The 25,539-nt window shown below is 56.0% G+C and carries 28 protein-coding genes; 18 read left to right on the top strand and 10 right to left on the bottom strand.

Going from position 1 to position 25,539, the window contains the following annotated elements; all coding sequences use genetic code 11:
* The first annotated feature begins 404 nt into the window (after window positions 1-404).
* Window positions 405-1,187, top strand: coding sequence for a Hint domain-containing protein (locus ACR0IU_RS14830; RefSeq protein ID WP_170772576.1), 783 nt, complete (start codon window positions 405-407; stop codon window positions 1,185-1,187).
* A 119-nt stretch (window positions 1,188-1,306) separates the two neighbouring features.
* Here ACR0IU_RS14830 and ACR0IU_RS14825 read toward each other — a convergent pair whose 3' ends face one another.
* Window positions 1,307-1,807 carry an Lrp/AsnC family transcriptional regulator gene (locus ACR0IU_RS14825; RefSeq protein ID WP_010441796.1) on the bottom strand — a complete coding sequence of 167 codons (501 nt, stop codon included), beginning with the start codon at window positions 1,805-1,807 and terminating at the stop codon, window positions 1,307-1,309.
* Between the two features lie 227 nt (window positions 1,808-2,034).
* On the opposite strand from ACR0IU_RS14825, the gene trxB reads away from it, so the two are divergent.
* The 5 genes from trxB (at window position 2,035) to ACR0IU_RS14800 (ending at window position 8,083) form a co-directional block, all read left to right on the top strand.
* Entirely contained in the window at window positions 2,035-2,976 is a 942-nt protein-coding gene (gene trxB, locus ACR0IU_RS14820; RefSeq protein WP_480716789.1) for a thioredoxin-disulfide reductase, read from the top strand.
* A 1-nt stretch (window position 2,977) separates the two neighbouring features.
* Entirely contained in the window at window positions 2,978-3,436 is a 459-nt protein-coding gene (locus ACR0IU_RS14815) for an RES family NAD+ phosphorylase (protein WP_480716788.1), read from the top strand.
* Between the two features lie 93 nt (window positions 3,437-3,529).
* Entirely contained in the window at window positions 3,530-5,185 is a 1,656-nt protein-coding gene (locus ACR0IU_RS14810; protein ID WP_480716787.1) for an adenylate/guanylate cyclase domain-containing protein, read from the top strand.
* A gap of 200 nt (window positions 5,186-5,385) precedes the next feature.
* Window positions 5,386-7,104, top strand: coding sequence for a bifunctional sulfate adenylyltransferase/adenylylsulfate kinase (locus ACR0IU_RS14805; protein ID WP_480716786.1), 1,719 nt, complete (start codon window positions 5,386-5,388; stop codon window positions 7,102-7,104).
* A gap of 136 nt (window positions 7,105-7,240) precedes the next feature.
* Window positions 7,241-8,083, top strand: a complete 843-nt coding sequence (locus tag ACR0IU_RS14800; RefSeq protein ID WP_480716785.1) for a hypothetical protein — start codon at window positions 7,241-7,243, stop codon at window positions 8,081-8,083.
* 20 nt (window positions 8,084-8,103) lie between these two features.
* On the opposite strand, the gene ACR0IU_RS14795 is transcribed toward ACR0IU_RS14800, so the two are convergent.
* From ACR0IU_RS14795 to ACR0IU_RS14785, 3 genes are all read right to left on the bottom strand, one after another.
* Complete coding sequence (locus ACR0IU_RS14795) at window positions 8,104-8,991, bottom strand: PhzF family phenazine biosynthesis protein (RefSeq protein WP_480653116.1); 888 nt, start codon at window positions 8,989-8,991, stop codon at window positions 8,104-8,106.
* Between the two features lie 86 nt (window positions 8,992-9,077).
* Window positions 9,078-9,302: a DUF1150 family protein gene (locus tag ACR0IU_RS14790; protein ID WP_170472953.1), complete on the bottom strand. Its 225-nt coding sequence runs from the start codon at window positions 9,300-9,302 to the stop codon at window positions 9,078-9,080.
* A 5-nt stretch (window positions 9,303-9,307) separates the two neighbouring features.
* Window positions 9,308-9,721 carry an Hsp20 family protein gene (locus tag ACR0IU_RS14785; protein ID WP_010441788.1) on the bottom strand — a complete coding sequence of 138 codons (414 nt, stop codon included), beginning with the start codon at window positions 9,719-9,721 and terminating at the stop codon, window positions 9,308-9,310.
* Window positions 9,722-9,885: 164 nt separating this feature from the next.
* Here ACR0IU_RS14785 and ACR0IU_RS14780 point away from each other — a divergent pair, with 164 nt between their 5' ends.
* From ACR0IU_RS14780 to ACR0IU_RS14765, 4 genes are all read left to right on the top strand, one after another.
* The gene (locus ACR0IU_RS14780) at window positions 9,886-10,110 is read left to right on the top strand and encodes a YdcH family protein (protein ID WP_010441787.1); all 225 of its coding nucleotides are present in this window, start codon (window positions 9,886-9,888) and stop codon (window positions 10,108-10,110) included.
* Window positions 10,111-10,187: 77 nt separating this feature from the next.
* Window positions 10,188-10,673 carry a 5-(carboxyamino)imidazole ribonucleotide mutase gene (gene purE, locus ACR0IU_RS14775; RefSeq protein ID WP_480716784.1) on the top strand — a complete coding sequence of 162 codons (486 nt, stop codon included), beginning with the start codon at window positions 10,188-10,190 and terminating at the stop codon, window positions 10,671-10,673.
* The gene (locus ACR0IU_RS14770) at window positions 10,670-11,425 is read left to right on the top strand and encodes an NAD(P)-binding domain-containing protein (RefSeq protein WP_480716783.1); all 756 of its coding nucleotides are present in this window, start codon (window positions 10,670-10,672) and stop codon (window positions 11,423-11,425) included. Before purE ends, ACR0IU_RS14770 begins: the two co-directional genes overlap by 4 nt.
* Before the next feature lie 2 nt (window positions 11,426-11,427).
* Entirely contained in the window at window positions 11,428-12,495 is a 1,068-nt protein-coding gene (locus ACR0IU_RS14765) for a 5-(carboxyamino)imidazole ribonucleotide synthase (protein WP_480716782.1), read from the top strand.
* Between the two features lie 62 nt (window positions 12,496-12,557).
* Here ACR0IU_RS14765 and ACR0IU_RS14760 read toward each other — a convergent pair whose 3' ends face one another.
* The 5 genes from ACR0IU_RS14760 to groES all read right to left on the bottom strand — a co-directional run bounded on the left by ACR0IU_RS14760 (window position 12,558) and on the right by groES (window position 17,491).
* Window positions 12,558-13,709, bottom strand: a complete 1,152-nt coding sequence (locus tag ACR0IU_RS14760) for an alpha-D-ribose 1-methylphosphonate 5-triphosphate diphosphatase (RefSeq protein WP_480716781.1) — start codon at window positions 13,707-13,709, stop codon at window positions 12,558-12,560.
* Window positions 13,706-14,479 carry an alpha/beta hydrolase gene (locus ACR0IU_RS14755; RefSeq protein WP_170779507.1) on the bottom strand — a complete coding sequence of 258 codons (774 nt, stop codon included), beginning with the start codon at window positions 14,477-14,479 and terminating at the stop codon, window positions 13,706-13,708. The genes ACR0IU_RS14760 and ACR0IU_RS14755 overlap by 4 nt, the downstream gene beginning before the upstream one ends.
* 38 nt (window positions 14,480-14,517) lie before the next feature.
* Window positions 14,518-15,360 carry a DMT family transporter gene (locus tag ACR0IU_RS14750; RefSeq protein WP_480716780.1) on the bottom strand — a complete coding sequence of 281 codons (843 nt, stop codon included), beginning with the start codon at window positions 15,358-15,360 and terminating at the stop codon, window positions 14,518-14,520.
* Between the two features lie 144 nt (window positions 15,361-15,504).
* Window positions 15,505-17,148 carry a chaperonin GroEL gene (groL, locus tag ACR0IU_RS14745; protein ID WP_170472988.1) on the bottom strand — a complete coding sequence of 548 codons (1,644 nt, stop codon included), beginning with the start codon at window positions 17,146-17,148 and terminating at the stop codon, window positions 15,505-15,507.
* Window positions 17,149-17,203: 55 nt separating this feature from the next.
* Window positions 17,204-17,491: a co-chaperone GroES gene (gene groES, locus ACR0IU_RS14740; RefSeq protein ID WP_010441779.1), complete on the bottom strand. Its 288-nt coding sequence runs from the start codon at window positions 17,489-17,491 to the stop codon at window positions 17,204-17,206.
* A gap of 228 nt (window positions 17,492-17,719) precedes the next feature.
* Here groES and bla point away from each other — a divergent pair, with 228 nt between their 5' ends.
* Window positions 17,720-18,601, top strand: a complete 882-nt coding sequence (bla, locus tag ACR0IU_RS14735; RefSeq protein WP_480716779.1) for a class A beta-lactamase — start codon at window positions 17,720-17,722, stop codon at window positions 18,599-18,601.
* Window positions 18,602-18,626: 25 nt separating this feature from the next.
* Here the strand turns inward: bla and ACR0IU_RS14730 are convergent, their stop codons facing one another.
* A complete protein-coding gene (locus tag ACR0IU_RS14730) occupies window positions 18,627-19,301 on the bottom strand; it encodes a DUF2161 domain-containing phosphodiesterase (RefSeq protein WP_480716778.1) in 675 nt (224 codons plus the stop codon).
* A 121-nt stretch (window positions 19,302-19,422) separates the two neighbouring features.
* Here ACR0IU_RS14730 and ACR0IU_RS14725 point away from each other — a divergent pair, with 121 nt between their 5' ends.
* The 7 genes from ACR0IU_RS14725 to ACR0IU_RS14695 all read left to right on the top strand — a co-directional run bounded on the left by ACR0IU_RS14725 (window position 19,423) and on the right by ACR0IU_RS14695 (window position 25,536).
* Window positions 19,423-20,403 carry a TraB/GumN family protein gene (locus ACR0IU_RS14725; protein WP_480716777.1) on the top strand — a complete coding sequence of 327 codons (981 nt, stop codon included), beginning with the start codon at window positions 19,423-19,425 and terminating at the stop codon, window positions 20,401-20,403.
* Window positions 20,404-20,502: 99 nt separating this feature from the next.
* Window positions 20,503-21,423 (top strand): manganese-dependent inorganic pyrophosphatase, encoded by a 921-nt coding sequence (locus ACR0IU_RS14720; RefSeq protein WP_170473001.1) that lies wholly within the window; start codon window positions 20,503-20,505, stop codon window positions 21,421-21,423.
* A 196-nt stretch (window positions 21,424-21,619) separates the two neighbouring features.
* Window positions 21,620-22,495: a TIGR01459 family HAD-type hydrolase gene (locus tag ACR0IU_RS14715; protein ID WP_010441773.1), complete on the top strand. Its 876-nt coding sequence runs from the start codon at window positions 21,620-21,622 to the stop codon at window positions 22,493-22,495.
* A gap of 100 nt (window positions 22,496-22,595) precedes the next feature.
* Window positions 22,596-23,039, top strand: coding sequence for a MaoC family dehydratase (locus tag ACR0IU_RS14710; protein ID WP_010441772.1), 444 nt, complete (start codon window positions 22,596-22,598; stop codon window positions 23,037-23,039).
* A gap of 60 nt (window positions 23,040-23,099) precedes the next feature.
* Window positions 23,100-24,032, top strand: coding sequence for a bifunctional riboflavin kinase/FAD synthetase (locus ACR0IU_RS14705; RefSeq protein ID WP_480716776.1), 933 nt, complete (start codon window positions 23,100-23,102; stop codon window positions 24,030-24,032).
* Complete coding sequence (locus ACR0IU_RS14700) at window positions 24,029-24,502, top strand: YcgN family cysteine cluster protein (RefSeq protein WP_170541368.1); 474 nt, start codon at window positions 24,029-24,031, stop codon at window positions 24,500-24,502. Before ACR0IU_RS14705 ends, ACR0IU_RS14700 begins: the two co-directional genes overlap by 4 nt.
* On the top strand, window positions 24,502-25,536 hold the full coding sequence (locus ACR0IU_RS14695; RefSeq protein WP_480716775.1) for a threonine aldolase family protein: 1,035 nt from the start codon (window positions 24,502-24,504) through the stop codon (window positions 25,534-25,536). Before ACR0IU_RS14700 ends, ACR0IU_RS14695 begins: the two co-directional genes overlap by 1 nt.
* Window positions 25,537-25,539: the final 3 nt, after the last annotated feature.

Here is a 25,539-nt window from a genome sequence, read left to right as displayed (position 1 = left end):
TCAGGAACCAGAAATGCCCTGGAAGCGGGTTTCTAGTCACTCTGTCAGAGTCGCGCGCCGCCTGGCGGCGAGACGCTGACAAGCAACCCCATGGGACCAGCTGCCGGTCTCAACGGGCAAGCCACATACCGGGTAATGCTCTGGTTCGGTATGTGGGGTCGCGATCGAGATTGCGACCATGTTTCGGAGCGTGTGCTTGCGGGCAATTGAAGCCTGCAGTTTACGAGTTTGTCTGGGGGGTCATGAAATTGACCATGAACATTGGTATTTGCTTTTCGCGGCGCTGCGCACTTGCAGCATCGGCCGGTGTTTATCCCTTTGATTAAAGACAAAGAACATAGCCGTTTGGCGCAGTTGCACGGGGGTTCAAAATGCCCGGACGGTATTTAGAGGAGACGGAATATATGGCTATTCCAAATTCTCTGGCACAAGCTGCCAGAAACGCGGTCGAGACGTCAGCGCTGTTGCGCGATGTGCCTGGGCCGTCAACAAAACCTAAGGCCCAACTTCGAAGGTACGAAGTCTCTTGCCTGCTGGAAAATGGGGATGTTTCACAGACAAGGCATATCGCACCGGCCTTACCGATGTTCGAAGATGCGTTTTGCGCCTTTACACGTGGCTCGTTGGTCGAGACAACGCATGGTCCGATGGCCATTGAAGACCTGTTGCCCGGTGATGATGTTCTTACTCAGAACGGATCATCCGAAACGGTGCTTTGGAAGGGGTCTGTAACACTAATCCCGGGGCGCGAAGATTCGCGTGGACGGACCCGTCCGCTGACCCGAATTATGGCCGACACCTTTGGAATGCAGAAACCAATGTCGGGCGTTATCGCTGGTCCCGCAGCACGCCTGCTCGCGACACCAGCGCATATGCGCCATTTGCATGCCGGCCAACCTATGCTGACACCCGTGAATGAGTTCCAAGACGGTACGAGCGTAATTGAAACGCTACCGCCGACTCCGGTTGAGTTGTTCCATATCTGCGTCGCGCGACATTCGGTCATCCGGGTTGATGGTCTGCAATTCGAAACCTACCATCCTGGCGTCAATGCTGTACGTATGATCAGCCACTCTTTGCGATCGATCTATCTGAATCTATTCTCACATATCGAATCACTGAACGATTTTGGACCGTTGCTCTTGCCAAGAGCGGGTGATGGTGAAATTGACGCCTTAACAGCGTGATTTGGTTAATGATTACTGCAAGTGTGGGGGCATCATGCAGATATTAGTAATTTGGGCGCTATCCCTGGCTGTGGCAGCGGTGCTGTCACCATGCGCGGTGGATCAATCTGGCATCAGGGTCAGGCCGTCTGGTTCATCCGGTCTTCCAGTACGTCAAATGGTACGCCTGGCTCGTCTTTTGCGCCTCGGATAACGAGCGAGGTTTTCACGCTGGCAACGTTTGGCGTGGTCAGCAACTCGCCCGTAAGAAATTGCTGAAAACTGCTGAGATCCGGTGCAACGCACTTCAGGATGAAATCCACCTCGCCGTTCAGCATGTGGCATTCACGGACTAAAGGCCATTCGCGGCAACGGTCTTCAAAGGCACTGAGTTCGGATTCAGCCTGGCTTTCCAACCCGACCATCGCAAAAACCTGCACCTCGAATCCAAGTTCGCGGGCGTTCACATCCGCATGGTAACCATGGATATAACCCGAATCCTCCAATGTCCGCACCCGTCGCAGACAGGGTGGAGCCGATATCCCAACGCGTTTGGCAAGTTCAACATTGGTCATTCGGCCGTCGGCCTGCAGCTCCGCAAGAATCTTGCGGTCGATTTCATCCAATCGGGTCGCGACCATCGAATGCTCCTAAATTTTTCCGGTTGTTATATCAGCAGCCCCGGTGGGCGCAATAATATTTCACGACTGAGCAATTTTCGTTATCTCAAATGTATGTTCGCCCGATTAACCTGTCATCAGTCGCATCAAGAGCTTGCAATATGAAAGGGCTTTAAGCTCTGCGTTGTGGTCGCTATATCGATCCGGATTGGAAAATTGCCCTAAAAGGCAGATCGAGTGGGGATACCATGGCTGAAACACGACACACAAAGGTTTTGATCATCGGATCGGGACCGGCCGGATACACTGCTGGCGTCTATGCAAGCCGCGCCATGCTGGAGCCGATTCTGGTGCAGGGTATCGAGCCTGGAGGGCAACTGACCACTACTACCGAAGTCGAGAACTGGCCAGGTGACACCGAGGTGCAAGGGCCGGATCTGATGGTGCGGATGCAGGATCACGCCAAGGCCATGGGATGCGAGGTCATCGGTGACATCATCAACGATCTGGACCTCAGCCAGCGCCCCTTCACGGCCAAGGGTGACAGCGGCACAGTTTATACTGCCGATGCAGTAATCCTGGCCACAGGCGCGCGGGCCAAATGGCTCGGCCTGCCATCCGAGGAAAAATTCAAAGGCTTTGGTGTCTCGGCCTGTGCCACCTGTGACGGTTTCTTCTATCGTGGGCAGGAAATTGTGGTAATCGGTGGTGGGAACACCGCAGTGGAAGAGGCGCTGTTCCTGACCAATTTTGCCAGCAAAGTCACGCTGATCCACCGCCGCGATGAGCTGCGCGCCGAGAAAATTCTGCAGGACCGGCTGCTCAAGAACGAAAAGATCGAGCCGCTGTGGTTCCATGAATTGGACGAAGTCGTTGGCACCGATGCTCCGCTGGGCGTCGAAGGCGTCAAGGTCAAGAACGTCAAAACCGGAGAGATCACCGAAATCCCGTGCAAAGGCGTGTTTGTCGCTATCGGTCACGCCCCGGCGAATGAACTGGTTAAAGACACCTTGGAAACCCACATGGGGGGCTACGTCATTACCAATCCGGGCACGACCGAGACCTCGGTTCCGGGCGTCTTCGCAGCCGGGGACTTGACCGATCATGTGTATCGTCAAGCTGTAACGAGCGCTGGCATGGGTTGCATGGCTGCGCTGGACGCCGAGCGGTTCCTGGCGGAGAACGACTAGAATGATTACAGAGTTCTCCGGCCCGGTCTGGAGAATTCTGTTCCGCAGCCAATTGGGCACCCCATTGGCGCCTGCACGCGCACCCGAAGGCCGGTTTCATCATTCCGGCCAATTCGCCCTGTATGCTTCACTAAGCGCAGAAGGAGCTGGGATCGCCATACGGCGCTATGTCTCGCCATGCGATCCGTCGCGTGTAATTCAACAGTTTCAGGTTTCCGCAGCGCATTTGATGGACTTGCGGGCGCGCGCCGATGTCTCGATTGTCTGGCAAGACCTGCGGGACAACGGCACCCCTTCCCCAACTTGGCGATTTTCGGATGAAGCACGCGCATCTGGCGCGGACGGGCTGTTGTACAGTTCGCGTTCGCGGCCCGAACTTAACCATCTCGTGTTGTTCAGTACTGGGGTCAATTTGATACAGCCGACGAGCACGCCTAACGATTGGCGTCCCGAAAGGTAACCTTGACCGGCGCACACCGCCGTATCAGGATCGATTCAAACAACGCGACGAACAGGTAAGCTTTTGGATAACGCACTTTGGCGCGGCGGATGGATGAGCCGGCTCAGGATCGCAAGCGGCCTCGTGCTGTTTGTCTTTGCGTTCTTTCACTTCATCAATATCGGCTTGGGTCTGTTTCACACCGATCTGCTGCATGGAATGCAGGACGGGCGCAAGACCGTTAGCCGCCACGGGATCGGAACCGTTCTGCTGTATGCCGCGCTGCTGGTTCACGCGGGGTTGGCTCTGATCTCGATCGCACAGCGCCGCACCCTAAGGATGCCTTTCAGTGTCGCTCTGCAAGTCGTTTTAGGTCTTCTAATCCCGCTTCAGCTGATCTCGCACCTAGTCCAGACCCGATATGCCCATGAAATATTCGGAGTAAACGACGAGATGGGCTATATCATTGTCTTGATGTGGCCCAACAGTGCGATCTGGATGCAAAGCTTACTGCTTCTGCTGGTTTGGGTGCATGGCTGCATTGGTCTTCATATGTGGCTGCGTCTGACGTTTTGGTGGCGCAAATTGACACCTTACCTGATCGGCGTTGCTGTTTTTATACCTGGCTTCGCGCTGGTTGGGCTTTTGACGGAAGGTCGTCGCATCTGGTCTGATTTCGCTGATCCAGATCTGCGCGAGCAATATATTGAACATTACAATTGGCCTTCACCCGAGACATTTCAGGATCTGTTCGTAGTAAAAGACAATACGTTGTTGGTATTTTGGGGAGCGCTTGCACTCACCGGGGTGATCTTTGTTGGGCGCAAGCTGTGGCGGCGGCGTCACTCGGTCCGTATCCGTTATGTGAATGGACCTGAAGTTGTATCCGAGAAGGGTATGACCCTACTTGAGATGTCGCATGCAAACGGCATCCCACATACCGCCCTGTGCGGTGGCAAGGGTCGCTGCACAACCTGTCGTGTTATCGTTGAAGAAGGGGAAAACCAGCTGCATCCACCCACAGAAATCGAAGCCCGTAGTCTGAGAGCCATAGGCGCCCCGGACGGCACGCGCCTGGCCTGTCAGATGCGCCCAACGGACCCAGTTACTGTATTTCGCGTGTTCAGACCTGATGGCGCGCGTGATCGAGCCCACGCCAGTCAGGGGCAGGAAAGGCAATTGGCTGTCCTGTTCCTTGACATGCGTGGATTTACAGCCCGCACAACCGGACAATTACCATATGACATCGTGTTCCTTTTGAACCGTTTCTTCGACGCGATTGTGCCTGCCATCACTGCTCAGGGTGGGGTAGTCGATAAATACATGGGGGATGGTTTGTTGGCCATGTTCGAAACGGCGGACACCAAAAGTTCCGCCCTTGCCGGACTTCAGGCAGCCGTTGAAATTAGCCAGGCGTTAAAGAGATTTAACCAACAACTTGAAGCCGAGGGCAGCGCAGCTGTATGCATTGGCATGGGCCTGCATATAGGTGATCTTGTGTTGGGCGAAATCGGTGCCGCAAAGCACGCCCCACGCACCATCATCGGGGACGCGGTGAATGTCGCCAGCCGTCTGGAGGCCGAGACCAAAGCGCTGGGCGTCGAGCTACTTGTATCAGACAAAGTACTTCAAGCGGCGGGACTGCAATGCGACCCAAGCGATTTACGTGATTTCAACTTGCGAGGCGTTATCGAACCTGTGCCCGCCCTGCCCGTCCAGAACGCATCCGAACTTGAGTCGCGGATCTTGCCGCTGGAACAGATTGCCTGATTGACCGCCCCAGATTGTATGTCCGTGGGAACTTCTATGCAATAGAATGCAAAATCCAAAAAAACGTTCCATTTCAAATAAAAACCATGCATATCATCCTTTGTTTTTTTCTCACTATGGACTTCACCCACTGCACGGGGCACATGCCTCGCTAACGCCTCTGAAACAAGAGCAATCAAAACTGAGATAAGAGATTTCCTATGACGATGCTAAGCAACCTGGCCCCGATCCCTGAATTGTACGTTTCTTATGAATCCGCACAAAAGCTGAAGGTCGAAGCAGCCGACCTGACCAGTTGGGACCTGAGCCCCCGACAGATCTGCGACTTGGAACTGCTTATGAATGGCGGGTTCAACCCGCTCAAAGGTTTCCTGAGCGAAGCCGACTACGACAACGTGGTCGAAAACATGCGCCTGGCCAATGGAGCGCTGTGGCCTATGCCGATCACGCTGGACGTTGATGAGGAATTTGCGGCAACCGTCGAACCAGGTCAGGACATTGCCCTGCGTGATCAGGAAGGCGTCATTCTAGGCACCATGACCGTGACCGACCGCTGGACGCCGGACAAGGCACGCGAGGCCGAGAAGGTCTTTGGTGCGGATGATGATGCCCATCCGGCGGTGAACTACCTGCACAACGTAGCGGGTAAAGTTTATCTGGGCGGCCCGGTTACGGGTATCCAGCAGCCGGTACATTATGATTTTAAAGCCCGTCGTGACACACCAAACGAATTGCGGGCGTACTTCCGCAAAGTTGGCTGGCGCCGGATCGTCGCATTCCAAACACGCAACCCATTGCACCGCGCGCATCAGGAATTGACATTCCGCGCTGCTAAAGAGGCGCAGGCCAACCTGTTGATCCACCCTGTAGTCGGAATGACCAAGCCCGGCGATGTTGATCATTTCACGCGTGTACGCTGCTATGAGGCGGTGCTGGACAAATACCCAGCCTCGACCACGTCTATGTCGCTGTTGAACCTGGCCATGCGCATGGCTGGCCCACGCGAGGCGGTCTGGCACGGCTTGATCCGTGCTAACCACGGCTGCACCCATTTCATCGTTGGTCGTGACCACGCCGGTCCGGGCAAAAACTCGGCTGGTGAAGATTTCTATGGCCCCTATGACGCGCAGGACCTGTTCCGCAAATACCAGGACGAAATCGGCCTCCAGATGGTCGACTTCAAACATATGGTTTACGTGCAGGAACGCGCCCAATACGAGCCGAATGACGAGATTCTGGACAAGGACAACGTCACGATCCTGAACATCTCGGGCACGGAACTGCGCCGCCGTTTGCGCGAAGGGCTCGAGATTCCGGAATGGTTTTCGTTCCCCGAGGTTGTACAGGAATTGCGCAATCGTTTCCCGCCGCGATCTCAACAGGGTTTCACAGTGTTCTTCACAGGCTTCTCAGGTTCAGGCAAATCCACTATTGCCAACGCTTTGATGGTCAAACTAATGGAAACTGGGAACCGTCCTGTCACTCTGCTGGACGGGGATATCGTGCGAAAGAACCTGTCCTCTGAGCTGGGCTTCTCAAAACAGCACCGCGACCTGAACATCCGCCGCATCGGCTATGTGGCCAGTGAGATCACCAAAAACGGCGGTATCGCCATCTGTGCGCCGATTGCACCTTATGCCACCACCCGGCGCGCCGTCCGCGAAGAGATCGAACAATTCGGTGCGTTCTGCGAAGTGCATGTGGCCACCAGCATTGAGGAATGCGAGCGCCGCGATCGTAAAGGCCTTTATAAACTCGCACGGGAGGGGAAAATCAAGGAATTCACAGGAATTTCTGACCCTTACGATGTGCCTGAAAACCCTGAGCTTAGCGTCGAGACCGAGAATGTCGAAGTCGATAACTGCGCCCATCAGGTTCTGCTGAAACTGGAAAGCATGGGATTGATCGCTGCCGGTTGAGCATCTCGTAAAAGTCACGGCAGCCTCCGTCATTCGGAGGCTGCCACATTCGTCTGAAACACCCCACGTTGCCTGATCTGGTCAAAACCGAATATAGATTGAGCAATCGAATGATCGGGTGTGGTCAGGTCACTGAATGGCGCAACCTCTGCCAACTATCGCCGGCTTCTGGTACGGTTCGAATTTATCCTGGATCGAGGCGCTTTGTATCCAATCCTATCTCGATAACGGTCACGAGTTCGTTCTATACACCGCCGAACAGATCGATGGTGTACCCGACGGTGCCGTAACTCGTCCTGCATCTGACATACTCTGGCCTGCTCCGTTCGATCTTGGGAATAACGACCGACAACGGATCGCAGTTTTCTCAGACATCTTTCGGCTGCATCTGATGCGGAAAACCAGTTCTATCTGGGTCGATCTGGACGCGTACTGCGTCAGGCCATTTGAGTTCGAAGGCCCTTATGTCTTTGGCTCCACTTCCTCTGGATCACTTCCCAACGGGGTTCTCCGGCTGCCGAGTGAGTCACAGGCACTGACGCAGATGTTGGAATTTGTGGCGGCCGAAAACCCAACCCAACCATGGCGTGGACCACGCTTGCACCGAAAGAACCGCGATCGTTCCATGCGTGGAGAAACATGGGGGATCGAGACGCTGCCCTGGGGGTGTTCCGGCCCCAAGGCGCTGACTCATTTCATGAACAAGACGGGTGAGGATCGCCAAGCAAAACCGCCAGATGCGTTTTATCCACTTGAACGGCAAGAGCTTTGGAAACTGCACGCCCCGAACATCGCGCTGAAAGAGTTCGAGGGTGAGCGGACCTATTCAGTTCATATCTACGGCCATCAAAAGAAATGGCTCGCAAGTCAAAATGCAGGCCTGCCGCAGAGACGGTCATATCTGGAAAGGATCTGCGAAAGGCATTCGATTGATCCGGCTTCGCGACCAATCATTCAGGCAGATTGGATGAAGCAGTAAGCTGCGACAGACCCAATGCGCTATGACACCCCGTCAGGCAGGTCCACCTGCCCACGCATCAGCACATGGCCGCGCCCGGCAACTTTGATTCCAGTCATGGCTTGGGAGGGCCCAACCTTCGTAACGCGCGCCTGGCCGGGCCGCCCCATATCGTGCCCCTGCTCAGCGATAAAACAGTCCTTCTTCATCAATTCATATTTCCACAGATAGGCCGCCATCGCGCCAGTCGCCGAACCCGTAAACGGGTCTTCGGGAGGGCTTGGCGGCGCCATCAAAAGGCGCGAAAATGTATCGCCTTCCGCCGTTGCGCCATCGAGTGTGACCAGAAACGGCTCGGCCATGTCGGACCCCGAGAATCCAGCCCTTTCAGCAATTCTTCCAAGCGAATCCACGTCAAGCTTAGCCGCACGCAGCGCTGCGTGATCGCGCAAAACCGTGATGCAGAACGGCAGTCCGGTCGAAACGAATTGAGGTGGAGAAACAATTGCAGCCTCAGGCAACCCGATAGCAGCAGCAACCAACTTGGCTGGCACCTGATCACCAAATTTCGGAGCGACCTGCGTCATCTCAATCTCATCGCCATTAAGTTCGATCGATACGATCCCTGCCCCGGTTTCCAGCGTCAGCGCATCGCCTTCGAACAGGTCACGCGAACGCATTGCTGCAACGGTTGCGATTGTCGGATGTCCAGCAAACGGGATTTCCCGGCTGGCAAGAAAATATCGGACTCGGATGTCGGCTACATCCGATGGTCCTGTGAAGGTGCATTCAACCAATGAGGTTTCGCGCACGTAAGACATACAAACCTCATCCGTCAGGCTGGCCCCGCCATGCACGACTGCGCAGCCGTTACCGCCAAAGGCCCGATCACTGAATGCGTCCACCCAGTCAAAATCATACCAGCTCATGATGCACACTCCTGCTTTGCCGACTGCGGCAAGATCACCGCAGTCGAGGCAAATGTCACGTCATTTCAGCAGAGTGCGGAGCCGGTTCAGTGAACGGCCACGGGCGAAAGATCATGCTCCCGTGCAAGCACAAAGGCCAGTTTGCGGTCGGCCACCAAAGCCAGTTGCTGGCCATCGGAATCGTGAACCGCATAAAGCTGATCCAAATCGCCTGCCTGCTCGCGCAGATCCTGCGGCAGGTCGGCCACATCAACGGCCTTTACATAGACAATCCGGTTGCCTTCAGTGTTGATCTCAATCGGCGTATTCATTGCTCTTACCCCTTCTTGATGTTGATTGTCTGAACCACGGTTTCTGGCACGGCGCGGGTCAGATCCACATGCAGCAGACCGTTCTCCATGATCGCCTCGCCCACCTCGACGCCATCTGCCAGCACAAACATTCGCTGGAATTGACGGGCCGCGATGCCGCGATGCAGGAAAATGCGCCCTTCACTGTCGTCGCGTTGACGGCCCCGGATCACCAGTTGGCGATCCTCGATCGTGATCGACAAGTCCTCTTCCGCGAAACCGGCCACGGCCAGCGTGATGCGATAGGAAAAATCCGAGGTCTGTTCGATGTTATAGGGCGGGTACCCTTCGTTGCCAGCCTTTGCAGACCGTTCCAGAAGGCGTTCCAACTGCTCGAACCCCAAAAGATGCGGGTATGAGCCTAAGGTAAGTTTCGACACGTATTTTCGTCCTTCTTTGTCAAAGCGACGTTTTGTGCGGCCCCGTTCTGGCAACCGCGTATTATAGAATATGGGAAGATACAGGGATGTCCACAAGGTCTGGCCGGATAAAGCCTGACACACTATCTTGTGTGTAAAGCACCACATGAGCTACTGAGTCGCCAATGAACGCGCCCACCGATCTTTCGATGAAAACCGATGAAGTCCTGCGTGTTGAGTTGGAGGTTTTTCGCCGCCAGCACCGCGATCTGGACGAGGCAATTGAAGCTCTGCAGGCCAAGGGAACCTCGGACCAGCTGACGATCAAACGACTGAAAAAGCAGAAACTGCGCCTGAAAGACATTATTCGTCTGATCGAAGACCGTTTGACCCCAGATATCATCGCCTGAAGCGCGTGTACCGCATTGCCACATAAGTGGATTTGGCTATAGTGCGCGCTCTTTCCGAAGGCAGGGGCACAGTAGCTATGAGCGATGTGAAAGTAGGGATCATCATGGGCAGTCAGTCGGACTGGCCCACGATGAAAGAGGCCGCCGATATTCTAGATGAATTGGGCATCGCATATGAGGCGCGCATCGTCTCGGCTCATCGCACGCCAGACCGTCTTTGGGACTATGGCAAATCCGCTGTTTCGCGCGGCTTGCACGTGATCATCGCAGGTGCAGGCGGCGCAGCGCATTTGCCCGGCATGATGGCGTCAAAAACCCGCGTGCCGGTGATTGGTGTGCCTGTGCAGACACGCGCACTGTCGGGCGTGGATTCGCTCTATTCGATCGTGCAGATGCCCAAAGGCTTTCCGGTGGCAACCATGGCGATCGGCTCGGCCGGTGGAGCCAATGCGGGGCTGATGGCTGCGGGAATACTAGCGCTACAGGATGCGGCACTGGCGGATCGGTTGGAGGCTTGGCGCGAGGCGCTCTCGGCCTCGATTCCCGAGGAACCGCAGGGATGAGCCGCATCGGCATCATCGGCACCGGCCACATCGCGGCGCCGATTGCACGATTAATGGCTTCAAAAGGGCATGAAATTTGTGTCACCGAGCGCAACGCGCAGGTTTCCGAGGCCTTGAAGGCAGAGCTTGGAGTCGGTGTCGGCACTCCGCAGGAGGTACTTGATGGCTCAGACATCGTGTTCCTCTGCCTGCGCCCACATATTGCAGAAGATGTTCTGAGCCCGCTGACCTTTCGCTCTGATCAGCAGATCGTATCTGTGATGGCTGCGGTGCCTCAGACCCAGCTTGCAACACTATGCGCTCCAGCATCAAATTTCGTGCAGACCATCCCGTTGGGATTTTTGCAGACCGGAGGATGCCCACTCGCCGCCTACGGCAATGATCGCTTGCTGGCCGAGTTGTTTGAGCCCGAAAACCCCGTGGTAAAAGTCGCTGACGAGACGGCATTGAACGCCCATTTCGCAATCTGCGCCATGGTGCCAGGCCTTCTGGATCTGATGGCAACCGGTGCAGACTGGCTGGCCGAGCAAACCGGCGACGAACATGGTGCCGAGTTCTACACCACTCAACTGATGTCAGGCTTCCTTGAAGCCACGAAGAAAGGGCAAGCGGGTCAATTGGCTACAGAGCGCGACGCACTTGCGACCGAAGGCACGCTAAGCCTTCAGATGACAGATACCTTGCAGTCCGAGGGCGCGCATGATGCTTTGCGCAGCGCTCTTACAGCGATTGGCAAACGATTGGAGACGTAACGATGGCAGATATGCTCCCGACCGGTGCAATGATCGGAATACTGGGCGGTGGCCAACTGGGCCGTATGCTGTCGGTCGCCGCAGCACGACTGGGGTTCAAGACTCATATCTTTGAACCAGGTACGAACCCGCCCGCCGGACAGGTGGCGGATCGTGTCACAACCGCTGCGTATGATGATGAGAACGCTCTCAAGGCCTTTGCGGAATCGGTAGACGTCATCACCTATGAATTCGAAAACATCCCCACTCAGGCGCTGGATCTGCTTGAAGCACATTGCCCAATCCGCCCCGGCCGTGAGGCGCTGCGGGTCAGTCAGGACCGGCTGACCGAGAAGACCTTTCTGCAAGGTCTGGGCCTTAAAACTGCGCCCTTTGCAGACATCACCGATCTGAACAGTCTGCAGGCTGCAATTGATGAAATCGGCACCCCTGCGATCCTGAAAACCCGCCGCTTTGGATATGACGGCAAAGGGCAAGCCCGCCTACGTGCGCCCGACGACGCCGAGGCAGCTTTGGGTGACATGGCAGGTGCGCCTTCCATTCTGGAAGGGTTCGTGGAATTCAGCCATGAAGTGTCGGTTATCGCAGCGCGTGGCCTCGACGGTCAGGTCGCCTGTTTCGATCCCGGCGAGAACGTGCATCGTGATGGCATCCTGCATACGACCACAATCCCAGCACGCCTGTCTCCGGCGCAACGAACAGACGCAGTATTACTCGCGGCCAATATCCTGAACGCGCTGGATTATGTTGGCGTGATGGGAGTTGAACTGTTCGTGACGCCTGAAGGCTTAGTCGTGAACGAAATCGCGCCTCGGGTTCACAACTCGGGTCATTGGACGCAGAATGGTTGTGCCGTAGATCAGTTCGAGCAGCATATTCGAGCAGTGACAGGTTGGCCATTGGGCGACGGGCAAAGGCACTCGGACGTTGTGATGGAGAACTTAATTGGTCACGACATGGACCGCGTGCCCGAACTTGCGCGTGAGCGGGATATCGCGCTGCATCTCTACGGCAAGACCGAGGTCAAGGTGGGCCGCAAGATGGGGCACTTCAATCGTATCGTGCGTTAGAAGTAATCGCGCTGACGCGCGATGCCTCTGGCGGGGATACTTTGGGCCAGATGAAGCTGGGATCAGCTTAGAAACCGCCTGGCGATATCACCGGACATGTAGCTGACGCGCCCACCTGACAAAGTGGCCGCAACACGTTGGGTTGTTGCGTCCAATATTACAAGATCAGCGCGTTTTCCGGGTTGCAGTGCTCCACGATCCTTGAGGCCCAGAACTTCTGCGGGACCCGAAGAAACCAAAGCCCAAGCATTTGTGAGGTCCAGCAAACCGGATTTAACCAGCATCAACGCAGCACGACGTGGGCTGGGGTAGTGGTAATCCGATGCCAGCGCATCACACAGACCCATTGCGATCAGGTCCAAAGCACTGGCATTTCCCTTATGCGAACCGCCACGAACGACGTTTGGCGAACCGAGGATGATGTGATCACCACCCGCTCTGGCGGCTTCGGCGGCTTCAAGCGTTTCGGGGAATTCCGAGATCATGACACCGCGATCGCGCCAGACCGTACGATCCTGAGAAGTGGAGTCATCATGGCTGCCCAGTCGTATGCCTCGTTCTGTGAGTTTAGCGCAAAGCCCATCCAATGCAGCTGGCACCTCGGTACTGCGTGCGTGCATTGATAGCAGCATGTCAAAATGGGTTTCCGGATTACGCCCCGCCTTCAACGCCTGCCCCGTCAGACGCGGTGGTTTGCGCCCTTCCGCCAACCGATCATGAGGCAGATGATCGTTTAGGACCACGTAGGGGACCTGCCAGCTTTCAATGCGCTCTGGCAGCACCTCATAGTCGTCCAGCATATGGGTTTCAAAGCGTAGCTGTGGGATCAGATCTGTCGCCACATCATCACGGACCGCCGATATGGCCTCGAAGACTTGCCCGGCAAATTCGGGTCCGCGCACGCCACCTTCCCAGCTGTGAAACTGCGCCAGAACAGCGGTCGTAATTCCGTTTGCCGCCAATTCCGCCTCAACCGATAAAATGCCCTCTGCCATCTGCTTCATCGCGCCACGACGCGGTGCGATATGGCGTTCGAACCCGTCGCCATGCAGATCTATGATCCCGGGCAGAACAAAATAGCCCGACAAATCAATCTGCCTCCCTGCCCTGCCCGACTGTACAAGACCGTCTGCGATGGATAACTCACCGCTCGTAAGCCCATCCTCCGGCAGCAGAACATCTGCGCCGGTCAATGTCAGTTCCAATGAGCTCATTGAGTGCGCTCCGATTCGGGTTCCGAGCAGTCTTCGCCCAGACAGATCTGATCGATGATATCCATCACCCCATCAAGCCAAGTGATCTGGGGATCAAACTGTCCGAATTCGATGAAATGCAGTGTCTGCGCCATGACGCGTGGGTTATTCATCATGAACGTATGGGTAACCGGCAGGACAATATGATCTGACATACCCTCAACTTTTGTTGTCTCAATTGAGACCTTGCCGTCATCGGGCCCGTCAATAAGGGACGAAAAAAGCGGATTTAAAGAATTCTCTCCCGCAATCACCCCCAGATCGAAGTCGACAGGCGGCAAGCGGCGCGGAATGCCCTCGGGGCCTGTTCCCAATGCCAGACCGGCGGGTCCATTCAGAAAACCGAACACCTCCCAGGCGCCAAGCTCATCTACCAGTTGGCTGCCTTGGTTCGGGGGGCCAAGCATAACGACGCGCCCAAGTTTCTCGGGTTCATTATCCTGCAACCAATACCGTAACAGAATGCCTCCCATCGAATGGGCCACGACGTTCACCGTGTCGTCACCACAGGCCTCGAAAGCATCGGGCAATGTCTGGTTGGCGAGCTCGGGTATCGGCAAATCTGTCGATGGGTAACCCGGCCTGATTACGGTATAGTCATGGGCATGGAAAAGCTGCTCCATGACGGTAAACGAAGCCTCGGTACGCGCAAGCCCGTGGAGCAGCACGACGCATTTCGCCTGTACCGCCACGGGAGCAATAGTAAGAAAGATCGCTGCTACAAACTTCATACCCGCCAAATAAGACTTAACCAAAGTTGAGAAAACCCCTAGTCGCCGCGCCGCCGCGTCACTGCCAGCGCAATTCCGCCCAGCACAAAACTTGCTCCTAGCAACAGCCGTAGGTTCGCAACCTCTGATAGCAGAATGATACCGGCGGCAATGGCGATGACCGGAACGCTGAGTTGTACGATCGCGGCGACGGCAGGCGAAAGCTGCGGCACAACGCGATACCACAGTGCATAACCCAGACCGGACGTGACGCCTCCGGATAACGCCGCCAATACATAGCCTAGCGTCGTCATATACCAGTCACCGCCCATTAGGAACAAGGCGAGTGCCGTAAATGGCAAAGCCACAATGAAGTTTGCAGCAGTTCCCGACAACGCGTCTGGTTCTGATCGCCCAGAGATGGAATAGATAGCCCATCCAATCCCGGCAGCCGTCATCATACTCGCACCGAACGGATCGACCTGCACCGGCCCGGCAGGCCAAAGGACAAATATCAGACCGCCCAGCGCAACCCCGGCACCCAGTAGCTGCCGCATCATGGGTGCCGAGCCGGTCAAAGCCCCGATGGCGAACATCGTGATCTGCACCACTCCAAATAGGATCAATGCGCCAAGCCCTGCATCGAGCGTCAGATAGGCGACGGAGAATCCGATCATGTAGAGTAATAGCGACCCTGCCCCAGCTATGCGCCGGCGGCTAAACACTGGGATTGCGCCGCCTCGCATAGCCACCAGTGCGGCCAAAACTAAAGCACCAGACAATACTCGAACGACCGCAAATCCCGCCGGATCACTGGCACCGCTATCAATCGCAAGCCGATTGAGGATCGAGTTTGCCGCGAAGGCGCACATGGTCAGTGAGGTCAAAAGAAACAGGCGCATATCAACGGCATAGAGGTTTCAACGCGGTTTGCACACTCACTTTTCTGCGCGAACACGGCACGCGGTTCGCCGTGTTTACCAGCGCAAACTAAAACGGGGCCGCCCAAAGGCGACCCCGTCGATAAGCGCTATGGCTTGAGCAGCTTACATCATGCCGCCCATGCCGCCCATGTCGGGCATGCCACCGGCAGGTGCCGCGCCTTCTTTGGCGGGCTTGTCCGCAACCATTGCTTCGGTGGTGACCAGCAGGCCTGCAACCGATGCCGCGTCTTCCAGAGCGGTACGGACAACTTTGGCCGGGTCGATGACGCCGAACGAGAACATGTCGCCATATTCTTCGGTCTGAGCGTTGAAGCCGAATGCTGCGTCGGAAGATTCACGAACCTTGCCTGCAACAACTGCACCGTCGACACCTGCGTTCTCGGCGATCTGACGCAGCGGCGCTTCGATTGCCTTGCGAACGATGTTGATGCCTGCGTCCTGATCGGCGTTTGCACCTTCCAGAGTTTCCAGCACCTTACCCGCCTGAACCAGCGATACACCACCGCCAACAACAACACCTTCCTGAACGGCTGCACGAGTTGCGTTCAGAGCATCGTCCACACGGTCCTTACGCTCTTTCACTTCAACTTCGGTCATGCCGCCGACGCGGATAACGGCAACACCGCCTGCCAGTTTGGCAACGCGCTCTTGCAGCTTCTCACGGTCGTAGTCCGACGAGGTTTCTTCGATCTGAGTGCGGATCTGAGCAACACGTGCTTCGATCTCGGCTTTCTCGCCCGCACCGTCGACGATGGTGGTTTCGTCTTTGGTGATTTCGATTTTCTTGGCGGTGCCCAGCATGTCCATGGTGACGGACTCGAGCTTCATGCCCAGATCTTCGCTGATGACCTGACCGCCGGTCAGGATTGCGATGTCCTGCAGCATGGCCTTGCGGCGATCGCCAAAGCCCGGCGCTTTGACAGCAGCAATTTTCAGGCCGCCGCGCAGTTTGTTGACAACCAGAGTTGCCAGCGCTTCGCCTTCAACGTCTTCTGCGATGATCAGCAGAGGCTTCTGCGACTGGATCACCTGCTCGAGCAGCGGAACCATCGGCTGCAGCGAGGACAGTTTCTTTTCGTGCAGCAGGATCATGCAGTCATCCAGATCTGCAATCATCTTGTCTGCGTTGGTGACAAAGTAAGGCGACAGGTAGCCACGGTCGAATTGCATACCTTCGACAACATCGGTCTCGGTTTCCAGACCTTTGTTTTCTTCGACAGTGATGACGCCTTCGTTGCCAACTTTCTGCATCGCGTCAGCGATCTGCTGGCCAATCTCGGCTTCGCCGTTGGCCGAGATCGTGCCAACCTGAGCAACTTCAGCGCTGTCTTTAACTTCACGCGAGGCGTCTTTGATGCCTTCAACAACCTTGGCAGTTGCCAGGTCGATGCCGCGCTTCAGGTCCATCGGGTTCAGGCCCGCTGCTACCTGTTTAAGACCTTCGCGAACGATGGCTTGCGCCAGAACGGTTGCGGTGGTGGTGCCGTCGCCGGCTTCGTCATTGGTGCGACTGGCGACTTCTTTCACCATCTGCGCGCCCATGTTTTCGAACTTGTCTTCCAGTTCGATTTCCTTGGCAACCGAAACACCGTCTTTGGTGATGCGCGGTGCGCCGAAGGATTTGTCCAGAACCACGTTACGGCCTTTGGGGCCCAGGGTCACTTTAACAGCATCGGCCAGAACATTCACACCGGCCAGCATGCGGTTACGGGCATCGGTGTCAAATTTGACGTCCTTTGCAGACATGTTGTCTCTCCTTGAGAAAATGTATTGAGATGAAGATCAGAGAAACCGCTTGGGCTTACTCGATGATCCCCATGATGTCGCTTTCTTTCATCATCAGCAGCTCTTCGCCGTTGACCTGAACCTCGGTGCCCGACCATTTGCCGAACAGGATTTTGTCGCCAGCTTTTACAGCCATCGCGATCAGTTCGCCGCTGTCCTTGCGCGCGCCTTCGCCGGTTGCGACGACTTCGCCTTCGCTGGGCTTTTCTTTTGCACTGTCGGGAATGATCAGACCACCAGCGGTTTTCTCTTCGCTTTCTACGCGACGAACCAGCACACGGTCGTGAAGCGGTTTCAATGCCATCTTTGCAGCTCCTTGGGCTCAAAGTTAGTTTATCCTCCCCTCGCCGACTGGCGAGGCGTTAGCACTCGGGTCTCATGAGTGATAACGACGCATAGCTAGGGAGTAACCGAAAGTGAGTCAACAAGCTGCATGAATATTTTTTGCAGCTTAAAGAATCCAGAGTAGTTGGTTAACTCAAAACCTCGGCAGACTATTCTGGTCGCACCCTTGATTGAAGCGGAAACTTTGATGTCTAGATGCCAGTTCCTTGCCGCCGCGAATGTGCTTTCACTTGCTCTGATTATCTGTTTCGCCGCTACCGCGCAGGCCCAAACCCTTATCCAAACCACCCGATTATGGGAGCACCGCTTGGACGCGCGAATTGGCGTCCTTCTGTATGAAACTGACGCTGCTTGGGAAGTCTCGCATCGGGCCGATGAGCTGTTCCCGATGTCCAGTACATTCAAGCCACTCTTGTGCGGCGCGATTTTGGCAGGTGTGGATTCTGGTGCAGTAGACCTGTCAGAAAATGTGGCAATTCAGACATCAGACCTTGTGGAATACTCACCTGTTACGAGCGAATACGTTGAGACGGGAATGACAATTGGTGCGTTATGTCGGGCAACCATGACAATCAGCGACAACGCAGCGGCCAACCTCTTGTTAAAACAACTGGGCGGGCCAGCCGGGCTGACCGAGTTCCTCCGGGCAACGGGCGACGGCACTACACGCCTGGATCGTTGGGAGACTGCCCTGAACGAAGCCACCCCTGGCGACCCGCGTGATACAACGACACCAAGGGCAATACTGGAGACAATAGAACGGCTGTTATTCGACGAGGTGCTTTCACCCGCCTCAGCCGCGCAGCTTGAGAAATGGATGATTGATGATCAGGTGGCCGACGGGCTTATCCGCGCTCACCTGCCAAAAAGCTGGATAATTGGGGGCAAAACCGGAGCAGGAGGTTACGGCAGCCGCGCGATCATCGCCTTTTTGCAGACACCTGAACCACGAACATATATGGCAGCCATCTATCTGATTGAAAGCGATGCGTCATTTCCTGAACGCAACGCGGTGCTCTCGGACATTGGCCAAGCGATGATCGCCGAGATTAGCGCACGGATTGACTGATCACCTTCAGCACGCGGCAAGTCGGCTATTCCGCTTCTTCCCAGCTATATGCCCAATGTTTCAATCCTTCGGCCCCCGAGGCAGATAGGGCATATACGCCTTTCTCCACCTTCTCGAACCAGCCGTAGTGGTTGTCATACATCAGGCGCGTGGCTGTTTGGACCCCCGTCGCCTTTGCCACCGTTTCCCCTTTTACCGCGCCATGTTCAGCCAGATGTGCCGCGCATTTAAGCGCATCTTGCCGATAGGCCGTCACAATACCATGGCGCGTGGCACCGCCTGCATTCGGATCACCCTGTAGCCGTTCAAATTCCCGCAGCAATCGCTTGGCTTTCACCTTGTCTTTGCGTGGCGTATATGGGCCAGGGTCGCATTGAACCTCAACCGTACCATCCGGGCGCACGGTGATCAGGCCCAGGCCCAAACGGCGACACATCGCCAGATTGTCCTTCAAAGCCCGTCGCGCCATTCGCCCTTTGGGCTTACAGACCCCGATGTAGACTTGATCGGTCACTTTCAGGCGCGTGATGGCCTGATGAAACAGCGCAAGGTTAAAGCGCAGTTTGAGTTCAACGATCACCAAGTCTTCGCCATCGCGTACGGCCACGATATCGGCAGCGCCGACCTCTCCTTTCACGGTATAGCCCTGTCGTTCCAACAACGCTTTGATTGGGGGATAGAGATCTTGCTCAAGCTTCATAAGGCCATGCTATGCGGTTTCGCGCAGATTGCCAGCCGCTGCTTGATAACAAACCACGTTGCAGGCCGTAAGAAGGCAGGGGTATGAATTGGGCATCGTCGCAAGCTGCGGAAGGATTCCCATGCGTCTGCTCAGCATCTGTCTTTGCCTATTATTTCCAATCACCGCGCAAGCAGCCTGTGAGGGGCGAGATCTGAGGCTTGATCTGTCGACAGACGCTCAGGCTGAGCTGGACGAGACGCTTCGCGCTATTCCATTTCCGGAAGGCAATCACTGGATCGCCACGAAGGACAACACTGTGCTGCATTTGATCGGCACTCTGCACACCAACGATGCGCGAATGGGTCCAGTGGTTGATAGATTGGCGCCAATCCTGAGCCAGGTCGACGCGTTCTACTTTGAAGTTACAATGACAGAAATGGAGGCTTTCGAGAAAGATCTGGCCGAGGACCTAAGCCCGGTATTGATCACCTCGGGGCCTACCTTGATTGATCTGATGTCAGAAGAAGATTGGGCCGCGTTGTCGGAAACGCTGGCTGATCGCGGGATTCCCAGTTGGATGGCTGCGAAGATGCGCCCTTGGTTCCTGAGCATGATGCTTGGCATTCCGCCTTGCCTGATGAACACCCCAAATTTCGATCGGGGCATGGATACGCGCTTGACCGAATTGGCCGATGAACATCAAATTCCTCAGTATTCGCTCGAACGTATCGAGGACCTGATTGTCATGTTCGACAGTCATTCGTTGGAAGATCAGGTTGCCTCGCTGACCCGGATGTCAGGCGCACTGGAGGCGGGTGACGATCAAATGATCACCATGGCGAATGCGTATATCGAGGAACAGCACGCCGCAATCATGGAATTGGCCAAGATACAGGGGCTTGAAGCATCAGGACTGACACCCGAGGAGTTTGATGCCGAATGGCAGAGTTTTGAGGATCAGCTTCTGGTACAGCGCAATGCAAATTGGATGGAAATAATTTTGAGCCTGAAGGATCAGACCGCAGTCATCGCTGTTGGGGCCGGACATCTAAGCAATGACTACGGCTTGCTAAACCAGTTGCAACAGGCGGGATACACCTTGGAGCGCGCTGAATTCTAGGAAATCAGACCAAGGGTCGCAGCACCTTTCCTTCCAGGTGACATCCGGGATTGACCACCCTATAAGGCGCGCAAATCCACATTCCTCAGGACACGCGACATGACAACGCTAGTTTTTGGCCATAAATCTCCCGACACCGATTCCACCGGCTCTCCGATCCTGTGGTCCTGGTATCTGAACGAAGTGAAGGGTGAGCAGGCCCAGCCTGCATTGCTGGGTGAACCCAACACCGAAGCGGCGTTCATGCTGGAACGCTGGGACCTGCCCAAGCCTCAGATCATCGAGGACGTGGCAGAAGATGCGCCCGTTATCATCGTCGACACCAACAATCCGGCTGAGTTGCCGGCCAGCATCAACAGCGCCGACATCCGCGCGATCATCGACCACCACAAGCTGGTTGGCGGACTTGAAACCAAAGGCCCGATCGATATCACCGTGCGCCCACTGGCCTGCACGGCAACCATCATGGTCGACCTGATGGGTGACGATGCCGCCAAGATGCCTGACGCCATCAAAGGTGCAGCGCTGACCTGCATCCTGTCGGACACGCTGGAGTTCCGCTCACCTACCACCACCGCCCATGATCGTTCCGTGGCCGAGAAATTGGCGGCTGAGCTTGGTCTGGATGTCTCGGCCTATGCCGCCGACATGTTTGCAGCGAAATCGGATGTCTCGTCTTTCTCGGACGCCGAACTGATCCGCATGGATAGCAAGGAATACGAAGTCGACGGCACCAAGTTCCGGGTCTCGGTTCTGGAAACTACAGCACCCGGCGTCGTGCTGGATCGCAAGGACAGCATCGTAAGCGCGATGACCGACGTGGCCAAGGAAGACGGCGTTGATCAGGTGTTGCTGTTCGTGGTCGACATTCTGAACGAAGAGGCGACCCTGCTGGTTCCAAACGATCTGGTCAAAGGCGTCGCCGAGAAAAGCTTTGGCGCTACCGTAGACGGCGACGCGGTTGTCCTGCCAGGCATCATGAGCCGGAAAAAGCAGATCATTCCAAACCTCAAGGTCTGAGTTTAGATCATCAAAGGCGCTCGAACCGGGCGCCTTTCTTTTTGCGAGGCTCTGCCTCGCGCTCCGGGATATTTGTGGCCAGATGAACAAGGGAATCCTATTCCCTTCAACACGCCCAAAGCGGGACCTCTGGCAAATCTGGCCGGGCTCTGCCATAGGCTTGGTATCTTGCATTCCCTGTTCCACGAGGCGCGCCATGACCCAAATCGTTTCTTCACTTGCGGAAATCTCTGACAGGTACAAAGCGCTGTTCGTTGATTTGTGGGGGTGCGTTCACAACGGGATAACCGCCTACCCCGAGGCCGTGGCTGCCCTGCAAGCTTATCGGCAAAAAGGCGGCACTGTGGTTCTGGTGACAAACTCTCCCAAGCCCCGAGCCGGTGTTGCAGTGCAGCTAACGCAATTCAACGTACCCGCGGACGCCTATGACACCATCGCGACCAGTGGCGATTCGGCACGTTCTGCGATGTATCGCGGGACGGTTGGTGAAAAAGTCTACTTCATGGGCGAATGGCAACGTGACGCGGGATTTTTTGAACCTCTGAAGCTGTTGGATCATCCTATCCATATCGAACGCGTGGCGCTGGACGAAGCTGAAGGCATTGTGTGCTGCGGCCCGTTCGACCCGATGGCAGACCCGGATGTAAACCGGCCCGACTTTCTATATGCCAAGCAGAAAGGATTGAAACTGCTTTGCGCCAACCCCGATATCGTCGTGGACCGAGGCGAAACACGCGAGTGGTGCGCAGGAGCTTTAGCCCGGCTTTACAGTGAGATGGGAGGTGAAAGCCTGTATTTCGGCAAGCCGCACCCGCCGATCTATGATCTGGCCCGACGAAGGCTGCAAGCAATCGGAGTCGACGCCTCGGATTCCGAGATACTGGCGATTGGTGACGGGCCGCAGACTGACATCGCGGGGGGCATGGGTGAAGGCATTGACACCTTGTTCATCACCGGGGGACTGGCCGCTGCTGAAACCAAAACCGCACATCACCCGGATGAGGATGCATTGCGGGTCCATAACGAAAAAGAACAGATTAACCCAACCTTCTCGATTGGCCGTTTGAGATAGCAAAAAAGACTTGATTTTCTGCGACTGCGAAGTAATAAAGTTGCCGACGAGCGGCAAAAGATAGTCTTTTGTTACTCTTTCGATCTCGGATGAGGGCAGCATGTTGGATAACCTTCCACGCGGAACGATTTGTATCGAAGACATCGAAATGGGAATGTCACGACACTTGCGTAAAGTGGTGACCGATGAAGACATTGAGATGTTTGCTCAGGTTTCGACCGATCGCAATCCGGTTCATCTGGATGATGACTATGCCCGCGATACGATTTTCGAAGGACGCATTGCGCATGGCATGCTGACCGCTGGCCTGATCTCTGCCGTGATCGGGGAGCAGCTCCCGGGACATGGAACCGTGTACATGGGACAGTCGCTCAAATTTCTGGCCCCGGTGCGTCCGGGGGACATGGTTTATGCCGAGGTCAAGGTGATCGATATCGATTTCTCCAAACGTCGGGTTAAGCTGGATTGTCACTGCGCTGTCGACGGTAAGAAAGTGCTGGTGGGTGAGGCCATGGTGCTGGCACCAAGCCGCAAGTTCGACTGATCACGCAGCTTAGCCGATCTGCGGCTTGAACCTGACGGTCAGTCCCGCTAGGCAATCCTCATGCAGATCATTCGTGACTTCCAGTTTGTCGAGCCAGAAGATCGTGGTGCCAGCGTCGCCATTGGAAACTTTGACGGCGTCCATTTAGGGCATCAATCCGTCATTGAACTTGCGCGCAATGCTGAATTGAACGCACCGCTGGGAGTCATGACCTTCGAGCCGCATCCACGAGAGTATTTTGCCCCAGAGGCTCCGCCCTTTCGTCTGATGCGCGGCAATGCGCGCGCGCACCGGCTGGAAAAGCTCGGCGTGCAGAAGCTTTATGAACTTCCCTTCAATTCGGCGCTGGCGGGAATGACCCCTGAAGCTTTCGCCAGAAACGTCATATGTGATGGTCTGGGGCTGTCTCATGTTGTCGTGGGCGCTGACTTTTGTTTCGGCAAAGGACGCAGCGGCAACCCTCAGGACCTGGTTCGCTTCGGCGAAGAGATGGGGTTCGGTGTAACCATCGCGCCCCTGTTGGAGCGAACCGAGAATGTGGTTTCATCGACTGCGATCCGTACGGCTCTGACTGAAGGGCGTCCGCGCGATGCGGCAACAATGCTGGGTCACTGGCATCGGATCGAGGGCGAGGTCGTTGGAGGCGAGCAACGTGGACGCGACTTGGGATACCCGACGGCCAATATGTCGATCGAAGGGCTGCACCCTCCGAGATTCGGTGTTTATGCAGTTCTGGTCGACGTCCTGGATGGCCCACATCAGGGCAGCTATCACGGGGCGGCATCGGTCGGGACCCGGCCAATGTTCCAAGGTGAGGTTCCCAACATCGAAACATTCCTGTTCGATTTCTCAGGCGATCTTTACGGCGCGACGCTGTCCGTTGGTCTGGTCGACTATCTGCGGCCCGAAATGACATTCGACGGCCTTGACGGGTTGATCTCGCAGATGGATGCCGATTGCGCGCGCGCCCGAGAGATACTGGCTAGTACATGACCACGGATCCAATCGATCGAGCTGGCCTCGCGCCTCGGTTCTGGGAACGCAAGCCACTACGCAAGATGAACCAGCGTGAGTGGGAGGCCCTGTGCGATGGCTGCGGCAAATGCTGCCTGAACAAACTGGAAGACGAAGATACCGGCGAGGTCGCCCTGACATGTGTTGCCTGCCGTCTTTTGGATGACGAAACCTGCCGGTGCACGCAATATGACATCCGGCACCAGTTCGTACCCGAATGCATCGTCATGACACCCGATAATATCGACAGTCATGCCTATTGGTTACCCCAGACCTGCGCCTACCGACTGCTGTGGGAAGGCAAACCACTTTACGACTGGCATCCTTTGGTATCAGGTACGCCAGACAGCGTTCATACCGCCGGAGTTTCCATGCAGGGGCGAACCGTATCTGAATTCGAAACACCCATGGAAGAATGGGAAGACTACATCATCGAGGAGCCGAGCTGATGCATTTTGCCTCTGACAATTCCGGGCCTGTTCATCCCGAAGTTCTGACCGCGTTGGCCGAGGCCAATCAGGACTATCAGATGGCTTACGGCGCGGACACTTTGATGAACGAAGTCCGTGATCAAATCCGCGGGATCTTTGAGGCGCCCGGCGCGGCCGTCTATCTGGTGGCCACGGGAACAGCCGCAAACTCGCTGGCGTTGGCGACGCTGAGCAAGCCGTGGGAAACCGTATTCTGCTCACCCGTCGCTCATATTCATGAGGATGAGTGCAACGCGCCCGAATTCTACACCGGCGCAAAGCTAACGCTGGTGCCGGGTGGCGACAAAATGACCCCCGAAGCGTTGACCAAGTCCATTGAGGGGGAAGAAACCCGCGGCGTTCATGGTCCTCAACGCGGGCCCGTCTCTATCACTCAGGTGACCGAGCGCGGCTCGGTTTACTCGCTGGCCGAACTACAAGCCCTATGTGGTGTTGCCAAATCTTTTGGATTGCCAGTGCATTTGGATGGCGCTCGTTTCACCAACGCTCTGGTTGCCCTAAATTGCTCACCCGCTGAGATGACATGGAAAGCCGGTGTTGATGCGGTCAGTTTTGGCGGCACCAAAAACGGGCTGATGGGTGTCGAGGCCGTGATCTTCTTCGACGAAAGCAAAGCATGGGAATTCGAGCTGCGACGTAAGCGCGGTGCGCACCTGTTTTCCAAGCACCGTTACCTGTCGGCCCAAATGGCCGCCTACCTAAAGGATGACCTGTGGTTGAAATCTGCCCGCAAGGCCAATGCCAACTGCGCGCGTCTGGCGGACGGGTTGCGTGCACTCGGCGCAGAGTTCCTGCATGAACCCCAAGCCAACATGGTATTCGCCAGTTTCCCCCGCAACCAGCACAAGCGCCTGCACGAGGCAGGCGCTGTCTATCATCTGTGGGGCGACACGCTGGCGGGTGAAGACGAAAGCGAGATGCTGGCCTGCCGCCTGGTTTGCGACTGGTCCATCGGAACCGAACAGATCGACCAGTTTCTAAGCCTTCTTTAGTCG

This window comes from Ruegeria sp. CL5 (assembly GCF_056536485.1).
This window is presented reverse-complemented; position numbering and strand designations above follow the sequence as displayed.